Below are 18,417 nucleotides of genomic sequence, written 5' to 3'. Positions count from 1 at the left end.
AATCAATGACTCACAGCAATCGCCCGATTATTCATGATACGCGGAGTGAGGAATACCAACAGCTCGGATTTTTTCTCCGAAACCACGTCACGCCGGAAAAGGCGGCCAAGATACGGCACATCGCCAAGAAATGGCACCTTATCTACAACCTTGCTCTGAGTATTTGAGAAAACACCGCCAATGACGATGGTCTCGCCATCGTTGACCAGGACCTTGGCGTTGACTTCGTTTTTCTTGATGGGCGGTACATCCTGAACCTTGTTCAGGAAGTCCGGTTCGTCCTTGGTGACCTTGACCTCCATGATGATCCGGTTGTCGGGCGTGATCTGCGGCGTCACCTCCAGCGACAGCGAAGCCTCCTTGAACGAGACCGAAGTCGCGCCGCTGGAGCTGGCTTCCTGATAGGGAATCTCGGTGCCCTTGAGGATTTTCGCGGTTTCCTTGTCGGACGTGACCACTTTGGGCTGTGAGACGATTTCCCCGTTGCCGGTTTTCTCCATGGCCGTCAGCTCCAGGTCCAGCAAGACGTTATCGGTGATGAACGCGATGCCGATTCCCGAGGTGTTGTTGGCTACACCCATGTCGACGAACGGTGAGTTGGTGCTGGTACTGCCGGGCGTGCCGATGGTCGATGACCCATTGAGCCCATTGCTGACGCCGGAGGTGTTCCAGTTGCCCTTGTTCTGTATCGAACCGCCCCAGCGCACCCCGAGGCTTTTGTCATAGTCGACGTTGGCTTCGACTATGCGCGCCTCGATCATCACCTGACGCACGGGGATATCCAGCTGCGTAACGATCCTGCGCAACTCATCCAGCCGGTCCTGGGTCTGGTAGGCAATGATGTTGTTGGTACGCTCATCGACAGTGATCGACCCCCGTTCGTCGGGCTTCGCTTCAGCACTGGTCACTGACTGGAAGAGCTTGGCGATGTCCGCCGCCTTGGCGTAATTGACCTGCAACAACTCCCGACGCAACGGCGCCAGATCGGCAATCTGCTTCTGCGATTCGAGCTCCTGACGCTCACGGGCAGCAATTTCATCGGCCGGCGCAACAAGCAGGACATTGCCGACCTTGCGCTTGTCCAGCCCCTTGGTTTTCAGCACCAGATCCAGCGCCTGATCCCACGGCACGTTCTGCAGACGCAGGGTAATTCCCCCCTGGACCGTATCGCTGGCCACCAGATTGAGGTTGGTGAAATCGGCGATCAGTTGCAGCACCGAGCGCACATCGATGTCCTGGAAATTCAGCGATAGCTTCTCGCCGCTATAGGCCTGTTGCCCGGCATTGCGCTTTTGCAGTTCGTCGACCGTCGCCGGGCGAACGCTGATAGTGAGCTTGTTGTCAGTCTGATAGGTCGAGTAATCGAACGTGCCGCCGGGTTCAATACTGATGGTGGCTCGATCGCCGCTCGCGCTGGCATTGACGAACTGCACGGGCGTGGCGAAATCCTTCACGTCCAGTCGCACGCGCAATCGCTCGGGCAATAAGGTTTTGGCAAATCCGACGATGATCCTGCCTTCGCGCTCTTGTATGTCGGGTGCAATCGATGGATCCGACAAGTCGATCACCACGTTGCCTTCGCCCTGGGTTCCCCGCTGGAAATCCACACCCCGAATGACCTTGCCCGCCGTCGCGGCGGCCCGTGCCGGAACCGGCATTGCTGCGGTCGCCGGCCTGGATGTCGACGGTTTGACTCCCTGCCCGACAACGACCAGCAGATTGTTGCCTTCAATTCGCGAGTCGTACGGGGCCGACTGGGCCAGGTTGATGATCAATCGCGTACGGTCCCGGGATTCCACCACCGTTGCACTGCGGGCATTTCCACTGCCGAGATCGCGAGTCTTGCTGGCCAACTGACTGGCGACACCCGGCAAGTCCAGGGCAATCCGGGCCGGCGAATCCGTCGTGTAGCCGTGGGGCACCGGGGGTGGTGCATCGAACGACAACTTCAACTCGACACGGTCACCGGGCAGCGCAGCGACATCCAGCGCCTTGAGATTGGCTGCTTGTACCATCGGCGACAACAACGCTATCCATAGCGAAAGGCCGACGGTGGAAAGAATCCTGTTCATTATTGGAGTTCCACTATGAGTGCTCTTTCAAGGAAATGGTCCGGGGACGCTCCAGCCAAGCACCCTGACCATCCGGGACAATTTCAACCACATCGACTTGAGAGCCGCTGATCGCAACGATCCGTCCGTCGTTGCGCCCCAGGTAATCGCCGACTTTCAGCCGGTGCACCCCACCCGCCCCACGCAGCAGGGCATAGGAGCCCGTCGCATTGGAAAGGGTGCCGACCATTTGAAACTGCTCGATGTTGAAGCCTTCGAGGTATTGCTTGACCCGACCCGGGTCGGGTTTGACGTTGTGCGAGCCCCTGCGCCGGGCCGCCAGATCAGTGCTGATCTGCGGCGAAAACGGGCTGCGCAGATTCGCCGCGTTGTAAGTGAATGCCGGGTAAGACCGGAATACCGGCGTTGGTTCAATCTTCCCCGGCCCATGCAGGCGCGTTTCGTTCATGTACGCGTCCAGATCGGTGTAGTCATCGCCTGCGCCACAACCGGACAGGGCAGACAGCAACACCACCACAAAACAACGTCCCGGGATCATTGATGCGGTCCCTTGTCGTTGTAGCGGTAGGTCTTGGCGAGGATGGTCAAGCGCAGCTTCGGACCACCCTCGGGGCTGACGGGGGCAAGGTCGAAATCGTGCAAGGTGACGATTCGCGGCAACCCGGCCACACCACTGACGAAAGTGGCCAGGTCGTGGTAGTCCCCGTTGACCGTGATCTGGATCGGCAGTTCGATGTAGAACGGCTGGGCGACTTCAGGCAGCAACTTGATCTCTTCGAACTCCAGGCCGCTGCCCAGGCCCGTACGCGTGATGTCTTCCAGCAAGCCGGGGACTTCGGTGTCGCTGGGCAGTTGACGCAATAGCACGACGAAGGCGCTCTCCATCTCCTTCAACTGCCGGGTGTAGAGATCCAGATTCGCCGCCATGCGGGCCTTGTCGGCGAACTGTTCCTTGAGTGCCGACTCCTCTTCGCGCTTGAGATCGAGCTGGCTCACAAGGTCGCGGGTGGAAAAGCTATAGCCAAAGGCCAGCACCAGAAGCACGAGCAAACCAGCCACCAGACACTTGATCGCTGGCGGCCAGGAACCCATGTTGCTGGTATCCAGATCATTGATGTCGATCTTGCGCAGCCCTTCAAACCATTCAGACAGACTCATTTGCCTTCCTCCGGTTTTGCGGGCTGAGTCTGGCGAACGGTCAGCTGGAAGACGTTGGCCTGCCCCACCTGACCGGCAGCCGTGGCCTTGACTTCGGTCAGGCTCGGCGCATCGAACCAGTCTGATGCCTCCAGGTTGCGCATCAAATCCGAAACACGGTTGTTGGATTGCGCGGCGCCGGTGATGGACAAGGTCTTTGCGGTCATTTTCACCTCGGTGAAATACACGCCGTCGGGCAGGGCTCGCGCCAATTGGTCAAATATTCGCCCGCTGATCTGGCGATTACCTTGCAGGTCCTGGATGACGCCCATGCGCTCGACCAGTTGCTGGCGGCGCGCCTTGAGATCATTGATCCGGGTGATCCGCTCATCGATCTCGGCGACTTGCTTGCCGATGTAATTGTTACGGGCGACTTGCCGGTCGATGGCACCGCTGATGACCTGGTTCGCGACCAGCACCGCACCCATCGTGCCCACCATCACCGCCACCAGGGTCAGAAGGAAACGCTTGCGGCGAACTTCACGTCGCTCCTCGCGCCAGGGTAAAAGGTTGATCCGTGCCATCAGTCGAAGCTCCTGAGGGCCAGACCGCAGGCGATCATCAACGCCGGGGCATCACTCGCCAGGGCAGCACCATTGACCTTGCTGCCCAGAGTCATATCGCAAAAAGGGTTTGCGACCTGGGTCGGCGTGCCCAATTGCCGCTCGATCAAACGGTCCAGCCCCGGGATCGATGCGGTACCGCCAGCCAGCAGGACATGGTCGACGGTGCTGTACTGGCCGGAGGCAAAGAAGAAATGCAACGAGCGCGACACCTGCTGCACCAGCGCCTCTCGAAATGGCTGCAAGACCTCACCTGCATAGTCATCCGGCAAACCGCCCTTCTTTTGCGCCAGCCCCGCCTGCTCCAGCGTCAGGCCGTAGCGACGCTGGATTTCCTCGGTCAGTTGTCGACCGCCAAACAGTTGTTCGCGGGTGTAGATGATCCGCCCGTTGTGCAGCACGCTCAGGGTGGTCATGGTGGCGCCGATGTCGATCACGGCGACCGTCGAAGGTCCCCCGGAAACCGCGAGCCGACTGGCCAGCAATTCGAATGAGCGCTCCAGCGCGTAGGCCTCGACATCGACCACACGAGCGGTCAGCCCCGCCAGGGCCAGGGCGGCCTCGCGGACCTCGACGTTTTCCTTGCGACAAGCGGCGAGCAGCACGTTGACGCGCTCGGGATTGCGCCCGGAGGTGCCCTGTACTTCAAAGTCGATCGCGACTTCGTCCAGGGGATAAGGAATGTACTGATCAGCCTCGATCTTCAGCTGGCTTTCCATCTCGTCCTCGGAAAGTCCGGCCTCCATCTCGATGGTCTTGGTGATCACCGCCGAGCCCGCCACGGCCACGGCCACGTTCTTCTGGCCGGTTCTGGCCTTGGCCAGCGCGCGCGCAAGGGCCTGCCCCACGCCTTCGAGTTCGGCGATATTCTTTTCGATCACCGCGCCGACCGGCAACGGCTCGACCGCATACGCCTCGACCCGGTAGCGCTCGCCCTGACGGCTCAACTCAAGAAGTTTCACCGAGGTGGAGCTGATATCGATTCCCAAGAGCGTATTGGATTTTTTGTTGAAGAGTCCTGGCACTACCAATTCCCTATGACTTTCCGTGAGTTACGGACTCTGCAATGTCCATTGCGTTCAATCCGCCCGTCTTGACAGCAGCGCCAGCCGCGCTCCCGATCAGAAAAATGCTTATAATGCCCAGCGTTTTTTTTCCGCATTTGCTCAAGCGCGGGTCGTTCTGATTTAGCCTGAACCCTGTTGCCCAATTCATTTTTACCCTGGATATCCAAAAGCCTTGATTCGTCTGCTGAAGTTTTTCGGTTGGTCCATCGTCGCGGTTTTCTGCGGACTCCTTCTGGGTCTGAGCGGGGCGTACCTCTACCTTAGTCCCGGACTTCCGTCCGTGGAGGCGCTGAGAAGCATCCAGTTGCAGATCCCTTTGCGGGTCTACAGCAGCGATAACAAGTTGATCGCAGAATTTGGCGAAATGCGCCGTACACCGATCCGTTTCGCCGACATTCCCCCCAACTTCATCAATGCGTTACTAAGTGCTGAAGACGACAATTTCGCCAACCACTACGGCGTCGATCCGAGCAGCCTGATGCGTGCCGCGACCCAGCTGGTCAAAAGCGGACACATCCAGTCCGGCGGCAGCACGATCACCATGCAGGTGGCGAAGAACTTCTTCCTGACCAGCGAACGCAGCTTTTCACGCAAGACCACCGAGATCCTCCTGGCCCTGCAGATCGAACGCCAGCTGACCAAGGACGAGATCCTCGAGCTGTACGTCAACAAGATCTATCTGGGTAACCGCGCCTACGGCATCGAGGCGGCGGCGCAGGTCTATTACGGCAAATCGATCCGCGATGTCAGCCTGGCGCAGATGGCGATGATTGCCGGCCTGCCCAAGGCGCCGTCGCGCTTCAACCCATTGGCCAACCCGGCGCGCAGCAAGGAGCGTCGCGACTGGATCCTGGGGCGCATGTACAAGCTCGGGAAAATCAGCGAGGCCGACTACACCGCTGCGGTCAACGAGCCGCTGAACGCCAGCTATCACGTGCCGACTCCGGAAGTGAACGCCCCGTACATCGCCGAAATGGCCCGTGCCGAAATGGTCGGGCGTTATGGCAGCGACGCGTATACCGAAGGCTTCCGCGTCACCACCACGGTGCCGAGCGATCTCCAGGAACTGGCCAACACCGCGGTCCACGAAGGCCTGATGACCTACGATCAGCGCCACGGCTATCGCGGGCCCGAGTCGCGGCTGCCGGGCAAGACTCGCGAAGCCTGGGCAACCGAGCTGACCAAACAACGCACCATCAGCGGCCTGGAACCGGCCATCGTGACCCTGGTCGACAAGAGCGGCCTGCAAGTGCTGACCCGCACCGGCCAGGAACACGTGAACTGGGACACCATGAAGTGGGCCCGACCGTTCCTGAACACCAACAGCATGGGGGCCAACCCGAAACAACCTTCGGACGTGGCCCAGGTCGGCGATCTGATTCGCGTACAGCGTCAGCCTGACAATTCGCTGAAGTTCAGCCAGATCCCGCAGGCCCAGGGCGCACTGGTATCCCTGGACCCACAGAACGGTGCCATTCGCTCGCTGGTCGGCGGTTTCGCCTTCGAGCAGAGCAACTACAACCGCGCACTGCAGGCCAAGCGCCAGCCAGGCTCGAGCTTCAAGCCATTCGTCTACGCCGCCGCACTGGATAGCGGCTACACCGCCTCCAGCCTGGTGAACGACGCGCCGATCGTGTTCGTCGACGAGTACCTGGACAAGGTCTGGCGTCCGAAGAACGACACCAACACCTTCCTCGGCCCGATTCGCCTGCGTGAGGCGCTGTACAAGTCGCGCAACCTGGTGTCGATCCGCTTGCTGCAAGCGATGGGCGTGGGCAAGACCATCGACTACATCACGCGCTTCGGCTTCAACAAACAGGACCTGCCACCCAACCTGTCCCTGGCGCTGGGCACCGCGACCCTGACGCCAATGGAAATCGCCACCGGCTGGAGCACCTTCGCCAACGGCGGCTACAAGATCACCCCGTTCATCATCGACAGGATCGAAAGCCGCAACGGCGACACGCTGTTCGTCGCCAACCCGCCGAGCGTGCCTCAGGGCGGCGCCGCCAGCGACGGCATTGCCGCGCCAGCCGTCCCTCAAGCCTTCACCGTCAACGCGACGCCAGGCGAAGCCCCGGGCACTACGCCGATGCCACAAGCACCCGCCGTGGCCGAACGCATCGTTGACGGGCGCACCACGTACATCCTCAACAGCATGCTTGAGGACGTGATCAAGCTCGGCACCGGTCGTCGCGCGCTAGCCCTGGGCCGCCCTGACATTGCCGGCAAGACCGGTACGACCAACGAATCCAAGGACGCCTGGTTCTCCGGCTACAACGCCGATTACGTGACGACCGTGTGGACCGGTTTCGATCAACCGGAAAGCCTGGGTCGCAAGGAATTCGGCGGCACCGTCGCACTGCCGATCTGGATGAACTACATGGGCGCCGCGCTCAAAGGCAAACCGCCGCATACGCAAGCGGAGCCCGAAGGCATCCTCAGTCTGCGAGTCGACCCAATCAGCGGCCGCGCGGCCAGCCCGGGCACGCCAGGCGCCTACTTCGAACTGTTCAAGGTCGAAGATACGCCACCGTCCGGGAGCGAACTGGGCAACGGCCTGGCACCTGGCAGCCCGCTGCCAGCGGATGAAGCGGCGCCGATCGATTTGTTCTGATTGCCGCAATACTGAAAAGCCCCGCCTTCGAAAGAAGTGCGGGGTTTTTTTGCCTGCCGGTTTTGATGTTGTCTGGTCCGGCCTCTTCGCGGGCAAGTCGAATCGTCGCACCGCCGCTCCCACAGGAATCAGCGGCGTATATAAATTCGATGAACACCATCGCCCACAGTGGGAGCGAGCTTGCTCGCGAAGAGGCCCTCATAGGCGGCGCAAAACTGTCAGGCACAAAAAAGCCCCGACTCTCACAAGCCGGGGCTTTCATTGAAGCGCTACAACGGCTTAGCCGTTGAACACGTCATCCACGCTCTTGAGCGGGTAGTTCTTCGGATACGGCAGGGTCGCCACGCCGGTCTCGATCGCAGCTTTGGCCACGGCATCGGAGATCAGGGTGATCAGACGGGCATCCATTGGCTTCGGAATGATGTACTCACGACCGAATTCCAGCTTGATGCCGCCGTAGGCGTCGCACACTTCCTGAGGTACTGGCAGCTTGGCCAGTTCACGCAGGGCGTTGGCCGCAGCCACTTTCATTTCTTCGTTGATGCGCTTGGCGCGAACGTCCAGGGCACCACGGAAGATGAAAGGGAAGCCCAGTACGTTGTTGACCTGGTTCGGGTAGTCGGAACGACCGGTGGCCATGATCACGTCGTTACGGGTCGCGTGCGCCAGCTCCGGGGAGATTTCCGGATCAGGGTTCGAGCACGCGAACACGATCGGGTTCGGCGCCATCGACAGCAGGCCTTCAGCGCTCAGCAGGTTCGGGCCGGACAGGCCAACGAACACGTCAGCGCCTTGCAGGGCGTCAGCCAGGGTGCGCTTGTCGGTCGCGTGAGCGAACACAGCCTTGTACTGGTTCAGGTCGTCACGGCCGGAGTGGATCACGCCGGTACGGTCGACCATGTAGATGTTTTCGATGTTGGCGCCCATGCTCACCAGCAACTTCATGCAGGAGATAGCGGCAGCGCCGGCACCCAGGCAGACGATCTTGGCTTCCGGCAGGGTTTTGCCAGCGATTTCCAGCGCGTTGATCATGCCGGCGGCGGTCACGATAGCGGTGCCGTGCTGGTCATCGTGGAATACCGGAATATCGCACTGCTCGATCAGAGCGCGTTCGATTTCAAAGCACTCCGGTGCCTTGATGTCTTCCAGGTTGATGCCACCGAAGGTGATGGAGATGCGCTTGACGGTGTCGATGAAGGCTTGCGGGCTTTCGGAGTCGACTTCGATGTCGAAAACGTCGATGCCGGCGAAGCGCTTGAACAGTACGCCTTTACCTTCCATCACTGGCTTGGAAGCCAATGGGCCGAGGTTACCCAGGCCGAGAATCGCGGTGCCATCGGAAATGACTGCAACCAGGTTGCCTTTGCCGGTGTACTTGTAGGCCAGTTCAGGATCGCGGGCGATCTCGCGTACTGGTTCGGCTACGCCCGGGCTGTAGGCCAGCGACAGGTCGCGGGCGGTAGCGGTGGCCTTGGTGAGCTCGACACTCAGCTTCCCTGGACGAGGATTGGCGTGATATTCGAGAGCGGCAGTTTTCAGATCAGACATTTTGGCATTCCGCTTTTACTGTTGGACAGACTGGTCAGCGAGGATACGCGCCTCGCAAAATCCCCACAAGACTGACCGGTCACCCCTGTCAAGCGCCCGGCCCTACGACTTTGGGCCAAGAGCCACGGCACACAAGGGCTAGACTGTTCACAATCGACAGAAAAAATGTCTACAATTTTTTATCACTGCATCACTTGAAACATCGCCGGGTCGGTCAAGGGCAACATCCAGCGCGCCTGACCTTCTTTCAGTCCGCCACGTCGCGAACGATCCAGCACCCAACCGCGCGCCTCGATCTGCTTGCCTTCGAGCCGCTCCAGCGAGGCTGCATCGAACCGTCCCAGCAGATTGGGCGCAACCTTCAATACAACCGAATCCTGCAATTCGATCCAAACCCCGCCGCGATTGCGTTGAACCTTGCTCACACGACCGCTGAGCACGGCAAAGCCGGAAGTGCTGATCTGCTCCGCCTTCAGTACAGGCGACTGGCGCCACACACCGAGCCCGGCCTGCCGAGCGCTGTTTTCTGCGGCTTGCTGACAGGCGACCAGATCGACATTCGGTGCCACCGCCACCTGAAACCCCAGGCCTTCGGCGAGCATTTGCGCTTCGAGGTTGGCGCCATCGGCACCGTAGACATGAGCCAGGGTGCGACCGTAATGGTCTTTGCTTTCTTTGCCGGGCAGCAAACCAACCTGCCCGTCACTCGCCGCCACCAGGGCTTCAAGTCGCTTGCGCGCGACCACGGCGAACGGTTCGTCGGAACGGCCATTCTTGCCCAGCTCCGGCGTGTTCAAGCCGATCATGCGCACGCTGCGGCCATCGCTCAGGCGCAGGGTGTCGCCGTCCACCACCCGCTGCACCGCGACGGGCGTCAGGCCGCCGGGTGCCGGGCAAAACGCCTGGGCGCCGGATAGCCAAATCGCGGACATAAAAAAGGCGCCCGCGAGGGACGCCTTTTTCATCAGCATGGAAAAACCGGAACGGCTTCCCAAGTTGATTGGCCTTAGGCCTTTTTCGCGCCGAAAGCACCGAAACGGTCGGCGAAGCGCTGTACGCGGCCGCCAGTGTCCAGAGTCTTCTGCTTACCGGTGTAGAACGGGTGGCATTCGTTGCAAACGTCGATCGCCAGGGCTTTGCCGAAGGTCGAACGGGTTTCGAACTTGTTGCCGCAGCTGCAGGTAACAGCAACTGCCGGGTATTCTGGATGGATATCAGCTTTCATGGTGTCTTCCTCAGGCTAGCGTGCCGCCACCCAACACTATTGTTGAATACCGCACGTAATTAGGCCGCGGATTCTACCAGACAATCCTGATCACGCAAGCTGTCCCTGAGACCGACCGTCTGCTAGGCTCCCGGCCTCAAGCGCATTCCCATGTGGGAGCGGGCTTGCTCGCGAAAGCGATGTGTCAGGCGATAAATGCGTTGACTGACACTCCTTCTTCGCGAGCAAGCCCGCTTCCACAATTGATCTGCGTCCACCCCTTCTTTATGTTGCCTGCTAACCGAGATCCCCCCGCGTGCCCGACGCCATTTTGCGCCTCGCCCTGCCTTCGCCGCTGCGCCGCCTGTTCGACTACCGCGCTCCGGCTGGCGTACTGCGCGCCCAGTTGCACCCCGGCATGCGCCTGCGGGTACCGTTTGGCCGGCGCGAGATGATCGGCATTCTGGTGGAAGTCACCGACACCAGCGAAGTGCCAGTCGAGAAGCTCAAGCCGGCCCTGGCCCTGCTTGACGCTACGCCACCGCTGCCACCCGCGCTGTTCAAGTTGTGTCTGTGGACGTCCCAGTATTACCAGCACAGCCTTGGCGATACCTTGAGCTGGGCGCTGCCGGTTTTGCTGCGCCAGGGTGAGCTGGCTGAAGCGCGCCAGGAGCGTTTCTGGTCTGCCGTGCCGGGGGCAAGCCTCGATGATCCGCGCATCGCCCGCGCCCCGCGCCAGCGTGAAGCCCTGGCCACGCTGGCCCAGCACCCCCACGGCGTCGCCCATCAATTGCTGAGCAAACTGATGCTGAGCAAGGACAGCCTGGATTTGCTGCTGGCCAAGGACCTGGTGCAGGTCGAGATCCGCCGGCACGCCCCGGGTGCACGCCACGAACACTGGCTGGCGCAACCGGAACTCCCGCTGAACCCGGAGCAGCGCGCTGCCTATGAGGCGATTCGCGCCGGCTTCGACAGTTATCACGCGTTCCTGCTGGCCGGCGTCACCGGCAGCGGCAAGACCGAAGTTTATCTGCAATTGATCCGCGAAACCCTTGAGGCCGGCAAGCAGGCGTTGGTGCTGATCCCGGAAATCAACCTCGGCCCGCAGACCCTGGCGCGCTTCGAACAGCGTTTCAATGCCCGGATCGCGCTGATCCATTCGGCGGTCAATGACCGCGAACGCCTCGAGGCCTGGCTGGCCGCCCGGGACGGTGAGGCCGACATCATCATCGGCACCCGCTCGGCCCTGTTCACACCGATGAAGAACCCAGGCCTGATCATCATCGACGAAGAGCACGACGGCTCCTATAAACAGCAGGAAGGTTTGCGCTATCACGCCCGTGATCTGGCATTGGTGCGGGCGCGACAGGAAAACATCCCGATTGTCCTCGGCTCCGCCACCCCTTCGCTGGAAAGCCTGCACAACGCCTACACCGGTCGCTATGGGTTGCTGCGCTTGAACGAGCGTGCCGGCGGCGCCAAACAGCCGCGTTTCCTGCGTCTGGATGTCAAAAGCCGCCCGCTGGACAGCGGCATTTCCGGGCCGATGCAACAAGCCATCGGCCAGACCCTGGCCGCCGGGCAACAGGTCCTGGTGTTCCTCAACCGCCGCGGCTTTGCTCCGACCCTGCTGTGCCATGACTGTGGCTGGATGTCCGAGTGCCAGCGCTGTGATGCGCGGATGACCGTGCATCAGCGTTACGGCGAGCTGCGCTGCCACCATTGCGGCTACGTCGAACGCGTACCGCGCCAGTGCCCGAAGTGCAGCAAGGTCGATCTGCGCCCCGTTGGCGCCGGCACCGAGCGGGCCGAGGAGCGCCTGGCGATTCTGTTCCCGGACTATCCGGTGCTGCGGGTCGACCGCGACAGCACATCGCGCAAGGATGCGATGAACCAGTTGTTCGCGACCATTCAAAAAGGCCAGCCGTGCATCCTGATCGGCACGCAGATGCTTGCCAAGGGTCACCACTTCCCACGGGTGACGCTGGTGTCGATCCTTGACGCTGACGGCGGCCTGTTCTCCGGTGACTTCCGCGCCAGCGAGCGCATGGCTCAACTGATCGTCCAGGTCGCCGGCCGTGCCGGTCGCGCCGAAGAGCCGGGCAAGGTGATTATCCAGACACACCTGGCCGACCATCCGCTGCTGATCCAGCTGACCGAGCAGGGCTACTTCGCCTTTGCCGAGCAAGCCTTGAGCGAGCGACGCGCTGCCGGCCTGCCGCCATTTGCGCACTTGGCGCTACTGCGGGCCGAGGCGCATAAACCGGGCCAGGCCGAAGGCTTCCTCGATGAGGCTTGCAGCGAGGCGGAGCGTTTGCTGGCCGAGCAGAATCTGACGGGAATCGAGCTACTGGGACCGGTCCCGGCACCGATGGAGCGCCGGGCCGGGCGTTATCGTGCGCAGCTGTTGGTACAGGCTACGGCGCGGGCACCCTTGCATCGATTGCTGGCCAGTTGGTTGCTGGTGCTGGAGCAGATGCCGAGTGGACGGGCGGTGCGCTGGTCTTTGGATGTTGATCCGGTCGATTTGTATTGAAAGGTCAAAAGATCGCAGCCTTCGGCAGCTCCTACAGAAACGCGCAATCCGTGTAGGAGCTGCCGAAGGCTGCGATCTTTGCCTCTTTTGTCACCACACATCCATATCCTGCCTGCTATGGTTGGCAAGCCCGTCTTCGCAACGGATAATGCCCAGTTTTTCCACCAGCGCATGATGCGCCGCCGCGCCTGCGGTCGAAAGAGAAGACCATGAAAGACACCATCCGCCAGCTGATCCAACAAGCCATCACCCAACTCGTCAACGAAGGTGTGTTGCCTGAAGGCCTGTCGCCGGCGATCCAGGTGGAAAACTCCCGCGACAAGAAGAACGGCGATTTCGCCAGCAACATCGCCATGATGCTGGCCAAGCCCGCCGGCATGAAGCCCCGCGACCTGGCGGAAAAAATCATCGCCGCGCTGCCGACTGACGAAAATGTCGCCAAGACCGAAATCGCCGGCCCCGGCTTCCTGAATTTCTTCCAGAACACCGACGCCCTGGCCTCGCGCCTGGACGCTGCCCTGGCCGACGCCCACATCGGCGTGCGCAAGGCTGGCCCGGTGCAGCGCACCGTGGTCGACCTGTCGGCGCCGAACCTGGCCAAAGAGATGCACGTCGGCCACTTGCGCTCGACCATCATCGGCGACGGCGTGGCCCGTGTGCTGGAATTCCTCGGCGACACCGTGATCCGTCAGAACCACGTCGGCGACTGGGGCACCCAGTTCGGCATGCTGATGGCTTACCTGCAGGAAAACCCGATCACCAGCGACGAGCTGTCAGACCTGGAGAACTTCTACCGCGCCGCCAAGCAACGCTTCGACGAATCCGCAGAATTCGCCGACCGCGCCCGTGGCCTGGTGGTCAAGTTGCAGGCCGGCGACGCCGACTGCCTGGCACTTTGGACCAAGTTCAAGGACATCTCGCTGTCCCACTGCCAGAAGATCTACGAACTGCTCAACGTCAAACTGACCATGGCTGACGTGATGGGCGAAAGCGCCTACAACGATGACCTGATCAACGTGGTCAACGACTTGAAGGCCGCAGGCATGCTGGTCGAGAGCAACGGCGCCCAGTGCGTGTTCCTCGACGAGTTCAAGAATGCCGACGGCGACCCGCTGCCGGTGATCATCGTCAAGGCTGACGGCGGCTATCTCTACGCCACCACCGACCTGGCAGCCGTGCGCTACCGCAGCGGCAAGCTCAAGGCCGATCGCGCGCTGTACTTCGTCGACCAGCGTCAGGCCCTGCACTTCCAGCAAGTGTTTGCCGTGGCGCGCAAGGCCGGTTTCGTGACCCATCCAATGGAAATGGAACACATGGGCTTCGGCACCATGAACGGCGCGGACGGTCGTCCGTTCAAGACCCGTGATGGCGGCACCGTGAAGCTGATCGACCTGCTGACCGAAGCCCAGGAGCGCGCCTACACCCTGGTCAAGGACAAGAACCCGGAACTTGCCGAAGCCGAGTTGCGCAACATCGCCAAGGTGGTGGGCATCGGCGCAGTGAAATACGCCGACCTGTCCAAGCACCGCACCAGCGACTACAGCTTCAACTTCGACCTGATGCTCAACTTCGAAGGCAACACCGCACCGTACCTGCTGTACGCCTACACCCGCGTGGCCGGTGTGTTCCGCAAACTCGGCAAGGACTTCAGCGAAGTCGACGGCCAGATCGTCCTCGAAGCGGCCCACGAACACGAACTGGCGGCGAAGCTCGCGCAGTTCGGCGAGATCCTGAACAACGTGTCCGAAAAAGGCACCCCGCACATCCTCTGCACCTACCTGTACGACGTCGCCGGCCTGTTCTCCAGCTTCTACGAGAACTGCCCGATCCTCGCCGCCGATACCCCGGCACAAATGCAGAGCCGCTTGCGCCTCGCCGCGCTGACCGGACGCACCCTCAAGCAAGGCCTGGAACTCTTGGGCCTGGAAACTCTGGAGCGCATGTAAGTTGGCTGCCAAGAAAAAACCTGCACCCAAGCGTGGCGCCAGCCGTTACCAAGCTCCTGCAAAGCAACCGATCCCGGGTTGGTTGTGGATGGCGATCGGCCTGACGGTCGGCGCCTTCATCGTATTCCTGATGAAGCTGGAACCGGGCAAGGGCAGCGACACGGTCAAGCGTGAGAAAGTCGAGCAACAGCAACAGCAGAAAGCCAGCAAGATCGCCGAGGCCAACAAGACCCCGCCGAGCCCGACGCAACCGGTGAAGCCGAAGTACGACTTCTACACCTTGCTGCCGGAATCGGAAGTCATCGTGCCGCCGGATGCCGTGCCGGAGAAAACCCTGCCGACACCGCAAGTGCCGGCTATCCCGACCACGCCGGTCACCCCGGCCGAAGCGGCGAAGATCGACACGGCTCGCGCCCAGGCTGCCTTGGCCGGGATTACGCCGCCTCCTGCGCCGCCGGTGAAGGCTGCGCCGGTGACCAAGTTCTTCCTGCAGGCTGGCTCGTTCCGCAAAGAGACCGATGCGGACAAGGTTCGGGCACAGATCATCCTGCTGGGCCAGGCCGTGGCGGTTGAGTCCGGCACGGTGAAGGACGAAACCTGGTATCGGGTGCTGGTCGGTCCGTTCAGCAACCGCGAACAACTGACCACCGCGCAGAAACAATTGGCCGGTGCAGGTTTCAGCAATTTGTTGTTACAACAACGCCAGAGCCGCTGACCGACTGCCACAGCAGCTCCTACAGAGGTATCTACCCCTGTAGGAGCTGCCGCAGGCTGCGATCTTTTCAAGGCTCGCGCGGCATTCGTCTTCCCGGTATAAAGAGCGAGATCAAAAGATCGCAGCCTTCGGCAGCTCCTACGCGCCTCGCACCACTCGTCCCCTCTCCCGTCCTACAGTTGAAATCCTCTCCACCACCCCCATATGAATGGGCATAAGGCATTTTCGCCCCGCTGCGTGGAGACTCTTCCCTTGACCACCATCGTTTCAGTTCGCCGCCACGGCAAAGTCGTCATGGGCGGCGACGGCCAGGTTTCCCTTGGTAATACCGTGATGAAAGGCAACGCGAAAAAAGTTCGCCGCCTGTACCACGGTCAGGTCATTGCCGGTTTTGCCGGTGCCACCGCCGACGCCTTTACCCTCTTCGAACGTTTCGAAGGCCAGCTTGAAAAACACCAGGGCCACCTGGTGCGCGCCGCCGTCGAACTCGCCAAAGAATGGCGCACCGACCGCTCCCTGAGCCGCCTTGAAGCCATGCTCGCGGTCGCCAACAAGGACGCCTCCCTGATCATTACCGGCAACGGCGATGTGGTTGAACCCGAAGACGGCCTGATTGCCATGGGTTCCGGTGGCGCCTACGCCCAGGCCGCGGCCAGCGCGCTGCTGAAAAAGACTGATCTGTCGGCCCGTGAGATCGTCGAAACCGCCCTCGGTATCGCCGGCGACATCTGTGTATTCACCAACCACACCCAGACCATTGAGGAGCAGGACTGCGCCGAGTAAGCCTGTTTCGGCCCCGCGCCACGGCTCATTCTTGCTTGAGGTCCTTTAAATACTATGTCCATGACTCCCCGTGAAATCGTCCACGAACTCAACCGCCACATCATCGGCCAGGACGATGCCAAGCGCGCCGTCGCCATTGCCCTGCGCAACCGCTGGCGCCGCATGCAACTGCCTGAAGAGCTGCGTGTTGAAGTAACGCCAAAGAACATCCTGATGATCGGCCCGACCGGTGTCGGTAAAACCGAGATCGCCCGTCGCCTGGCAAAACTGGCCAACGCGCCGTTCATCAAGGTCGAAGCAACCAAGTTCACCGAAGTCGGCTATGTCGGCCGCGACGTCGAATCGATCATCCGTGACCTGGCCGATGCCGCGATCAAGCTGCTGCGCGAACAGGAAATCGTCAAGGTTCGCCACCGCGCCGAAGACGCCGCCGAAGAGCGCATCCTCGACGCCCTGTTGCCACCGGCACGCATGGGCTTCAGCAGCGACGACGCCCCGACGGCCGATTCCAATACCCGCCAGCTGTTTCGCAAACGCCTGCGCGAAGGTCAGCTGGATGACAAGGAGATCGAAATCGAGGTCGCCGAAATGGCCGGCGTCGATATCTCCGCGCCACCGGGCATGGAAGAAATGACCAACCAGTTGCAAAGCCTGTTTGCCAACATGGGCAAGGGCAAGAAGAAAGCCCGCAAACTCAAGGTCAAGGAAGCGCTGAAGCTGGTGCGCGACGAAGAAGCCAGCCGCCTGGTCAACGATGAAGAGTTGAAGGCCAAGGCCCTGGAAGCGGTCGAACAGCACGGCATCGTGTTCATCGACGAAATCGACAAAGTGGCCAAGCGTGGCAATTCCGGTGGCGTCGATGTGTCCCGCGAAGGCGTGCAGCGCGACCTGCTGCCGCTGATCGAAGGCTGCACCGTCAACACCAAGCTGGGCATGGTCAAGACCGACCACATCCTGTTCATTGCCTCCGGTGCGTTCCACCTGAGCAAGCCGAGCGACCTGGTGCCCGAGTTGCAAGGCCGCCTGCCGATCCGTGTCGAACTCAAGGCCCTGAGCCCCGAGGACTTCGAACGCATCCTCAGCGAGCCTCACGCCTCGCTCACCGAGCAATACTGCGCACTGCTGAAAACCGAAGGCCTGGGCATCGAGTTCCAGCCGAGCGGTATCAAGCGCATCGCGGAAATCGCCTGGCAGGTCAACGAGAAAACCGAAAACATCGGTGCCCGTCGCCTGCACACCCTGCTCGAGCGCCTGCTCGAAGAGGTGTCGTTCAGCGCCGGTGACCTGGCCAGCGTCCATGACGGCAAGGTGATCCAGATCGACGCCGACTACGTCAACAGCCACTTGGGCGAATTGGCGCAGAACGAAGACCTGTCCCGTTATATCCTGTAGGTCACCTATTCTCCTGTGAGAACGAAACACTTGTAGGAGCTGCCGCAGGCTGCGATCTTTTGATCTGGTTTTTGAAGCAAGATCAAATGATCGCAGCCTGCGGCAGCTCCTACAGATCGTTCCACATAGACGGACGACCAGCCATGACCCAACTCCCCACCGACATCAAGCTGCACAAAGCCTCGAAAACCCTGACGCTCAAATACGCGTCCGGCGAGGAATACACCCTGCCCGCCGAATTCCTGCGCGTGCACTCTCCTTCCGCCGAGGTCCAGGGCCATGGCAAACCCATCCTGCAATTTGGCAAGATCAACGTAGGACTGACCAAGCTGGAACCGGCCGGCCAGTACGCACTGAAACTGACCTTCGACGACGGCCACGACAGCGGCTTGTTCACTTGGGAATATCTGTACGAGTTGGGGCGACGTTATGACGCACTCTGGGAAGATTATCTGGCCGAGCTCAAAGCCGCCGGAAAAACCCGCGATCCGAACGAATCCGTCGTCAGGCTGATGCTCTAATCCGAGCCTCTTGCTCTTTAGAGGGCATTTTCTAATTTCATCTGTTTGAATGCTCCGCTCCAGGGCCGCCGATTGGCCTGCTTGCGAAAAAAATTAAACTCGGGTAACCAATGGAACTGGCAAGTTCCCTGCAGTGCTCTCTGCATTAAAAAAGCAGCGATGCAGTATTAACGGTCACCCCGAGCAGTAGTACCTGGCATTGGCTGTGTGACTACACAGCAGGACCCGGTACTCGTCTCAGGACAATGGAGCGTCG

Annotated in this window: 15 protein-coding genes; 7 read left to right on the top strand and 8 right to left on the bottom strand. The window is 60.9% G+C overall.

The window, feature by feature from the left end:
* Positions 1–2: 2 nt before the first annotated feature.
* Genes pilQ through ACM6G4_RS17205 form a run of 5 tightly spaced genes read right to left on the bottom strand, consistent with a single transcriptional unit; the run spans position 3 to position 4,857 of the window.
* A complete protein-coding gene (pilQ, locus tag ACM6G4_RS17225; RefSeq protein WP_414914173.1) occupies positions 3–2,072 on the bottom strand; it encodes a type IV pilus secretin PilQ in 2,070 nt (689 codons plus the stop codon).
* A gap of 13 nt (positions 2,073–2,085) precedes the next feature.
* Positions 2,086–2,610 carry a pilus assembly protein PilP gene (locus ACM6G4_RS17220; protein ID WP_056725698.1) on the bottom strand — a complete coding sequence of 175 codons (525 nt, stop codon included), beginning with the start codon at positions 2,608–2,610 and terminating at the stop codon, positions 2,086–2,088.
* Positions 2,607–3,230 (bottom strand): type 4a pilus biogenesis protein PilO, encoded by a 624-nt coding sequence (locus tag ACM6G4_RS17215; RefSeq protein ID WP_414914172.1) that lies wholly within the window; start codon positions 3,228–3,230, stop codon positions 2,607–2,609. The genes ACM6G4_RS17220 and ACM6G4_RS17215 overlap by 4 nt, the downstream gene beginning before the upstream one ends.
* On the bottom strand, positions 3,227–3,793 hold the full coding sequence (locus tag ACM6G4_RS17210) for a PilN domain-containing protein (RefSeq protein ID WP_414914171.1): 567 nt from the start codon (positions 3,791–3,793) through the stop codon (positions 3,227–3,229). The genes ACM6G4_RS17215 and ACM6G4_RS17210 overlap by 4 nt, the downstream gene beginning before the upstream one ends.
* Positions 3,793–4,857, bottom strand: a complete 1,065-nt coding sequence (locus tag ACM6G4_RS17205; RefSeq protein ID WP_414914170.1) for a pilus assembly protein PilM — start codon at positions 4,855–4,857, stop codon at positions 3,793–3,795. Before ACM6G4_RS17205 ends, ACM6G4_RS17210 begins: the two co-directional genes overlap by 1 nt.
* 217 nt (positions 4,858–5,074) lie before the next feature.
* On the opposite strand from ACM6G4_RS17205, the gene ACM6G4_RS17200 reads away from it, so the two are divergent.
* Positions 5,075–7,516, top strand: coding sequence for a penicillin-binding protein 1A (locus ACM6G4_RS17200; RefSeq protein ID WP_409078612.1), 2,442 nt, complete (start codon positions 5,075–5,077; stop codon positions 7,514–7,516).
* Between the two features lie 279 nt (positions 7,517–7,795).
* On the opposite strand, the gene ACM6G4_RS17195 is transcribed toward ACM6G4_RS17200, so the two are convergent.
* The 3 genes from ACM6G4_RS17195 to rpmE form a co-directional block, all read right to left on the bottom strand.
* Complete coding sequence (locus tag ACM6G4_RS17195) at positions 7,796–9,064, bottom strand: malic enzyme-like NAD(P)-binding protein (protein ID WP_056725708.1); 1,269 nt, start codon at positions 9,062–9,064, stop codon at positions 7,796–7,798.
* 182 nt (positions 9,065–9,246) lie between these two features.
* Positions 9,247–10,035 carry a thermonuclease family protein gene (locus tag ACM6G4_RS17190; protein ID WP_414914169.1) on the bottom strand — a complete coding sequence of 263 codons (789 nt, stop codon included), beginning with the start codon at positions 10,033–10,035 and terminating at the stop codon, positions 9,247–9,249.
* Positions 10,036–10,070: 35 nt separating this feature from the next.
* Positions 10,071–10,289 carry a 50S ribosomal protein L31 gene (rpmE, locus tag ACM6G4_RS17185; protein ID WP_008047849.1) on the bottom strand — a complete coding sequence of 73 codons (219 nt, stop codon included), beginning with the start codon at positions 10,287–10,289 and terminating at the stop codon, positions 10,071–10,073.
* 295 nt (positions 10,290–10,584) lie between these two features.
* Here rpmE and ACM6G4_RS17180 point away from each other — a divergent pair, with 295 nt between their 5' ends.
* From ACM6G4_RS17180 to ACM6G4_RS17155, 6 genes are all read left to right on the top strand, one after another.
* Positions 10,585–12,804, top strand: a complete 2,220-nt coding sequence (locus ACM6G4_RS17180) for a primosomal protein N' (RefSeq protein ID WP_414914168.1) — start codon at positions 10,585–10,587, stop codon at positions 12,802–12,804.
* Between the two features lie 209 nt (positions 12,805–13,013).
* The gene (argS, locus tag ACM6G4_RS17175; RefSeq protein ID WP_056725713.1) at positions 13,014–14,750 is read left to right on the top strand and encodes an arginine--tRNA ligase; all 1,737 of its coding nucleotides are present in this window, start codon (positions 13,014–13,016) and stop codon (positions 14,748–14,750) included.
* Position 14,751: 1 nt separating this feature from the next.
* Positions 14,752–15,465, top strand: a complete 714-nt coding sequence (locus ACM6G4_RS17170; protein ID WP_007975583.1) for an SPOR domain-containing protein — start codon at positions 14,752–14,754, stop codon at positions 15,463–15,465.
* Positions 15,466–15,717: 252 nt separating this feature from the next.
* Complete coding sequence (hslV, locus tag ACM6G4_RS17165) at positions 15,718–16,248, top strand: ATP-dependent protease subunit HslV (protein WP_007975582.1); 531 nt, start codon at positions 15,718–15,720, stop codon at positions 16,246–16,248.
* A 54-nt stretch (positions 16,249–16,302) separates the two neighbouring features.
* Positions 16,303–17,640, top strand: a complete 1,338-nt coding sequence (gene hslU, locus ACM6G4_RS17160; RefSeq protein ID WP_056725716.1) for an HslU--HslV peptidase ATPase subunit — start codon at positions 16,303–16,305, stop codon at positions 17,638–17,640.
* Between the two features lie 143 nt (positions 17,641–17,783).
* Positions 17,784–18,161, top strand: coding sequence for a gamma-butyrobetaine hydroxylase-like domain-containing protein (locus ACM6G4_RS17155; RefSeq protein ID WP_414914167.1), 378 nt, complete (start codon positions 17,784–17,786; stop codon positions 18,159–18,161).
* The last annotated feature ends 256 nt before the right edge of the window (positions 18,162–18,417 follow it).

The organism is Pseudomonas sp. IT-P258 (assembly GCF_949767825.1).
GTDB classification, from domain to species: Bacteria; Pseudomonadota; Gammaproteobacteria; order Pseudomonadales; family Pseudomonadaceae; genus Aquipseudomonas; species Aquipseudomonas monachiensis.
Note: the sequence above shows the minus strand (reverse complement) of the source record. Positions and strands in the feature narration are given on the sequence as shown.

Coding starts and splice junctions, on each gene's coding strand:
- ACM6G4_RS17155 (WP_414914167.1), top strand. CDS start 17,784: ATGACCCAACTCCCCACCGACATCAAGCTGCACAAAGCCTCGAAAACC.
- ACM6G4_RS17220 (WP_056725698.1), bottom strand. CDS start 2,610: ATGATCCCGGGACGTTGTTTTGTGGTGGTGTTGCTGTCTGCCCTGTCC.
- rpmE (WP_008047849.1), bottom strand. CDS start 10,289: ATGAAAGCTGATATCCATCCAGAATACCCGGCAGTTGCTGTTACCTGC.
- ACM6G4_RS17215 (WP_414914172.1), bottom strand. CDS start 3,230: ATGAGTCTGTCTGAATGGTTTGAAGGGCTGCGCAAGATCGACATCAAT.
- ACM6G4_RS17190 (WP_414914169.1), bottom strand. CDS start 10,035: ATGCTGATGAAAAAGGCGTCCCTCGCGGGCGCCTTTTTTATGTCCGCG.
- ACM6G4_RS17210 (WP_414914171.1), bottom strand. CDS start 3,793: ATGGCACGGATCAACCTTTTACCCTGGCGCGAGGAGCGACGTGAAGTT.
- argS (WP_056725713.1), top strand. CDS start 13,014: ATGAAAGACACCATCCGCCAGCTGATCCAACAAGCCATCACCCAACTC.
- hslU (WP_056725716.1), top strand. CDS start 16,303: ATGTCCATGACTCCCCGTGAAATCGTCCACGAACTCAACCGCCACATC.
- pilQ (WP_414914173.1), bottom strand. CDS start 2,072: ATGAACAGGATTCTTTCCACCGTCGGCCTTTCGCTATGGATAGCGTTG.
- ACM6G4_RS17195 (WP_056725708.1), bottom strand. CDS start 9,064: ATGTCTGATCTGAAAACTGCCGCTCTCGAATATCACGCCAATCCTCGT.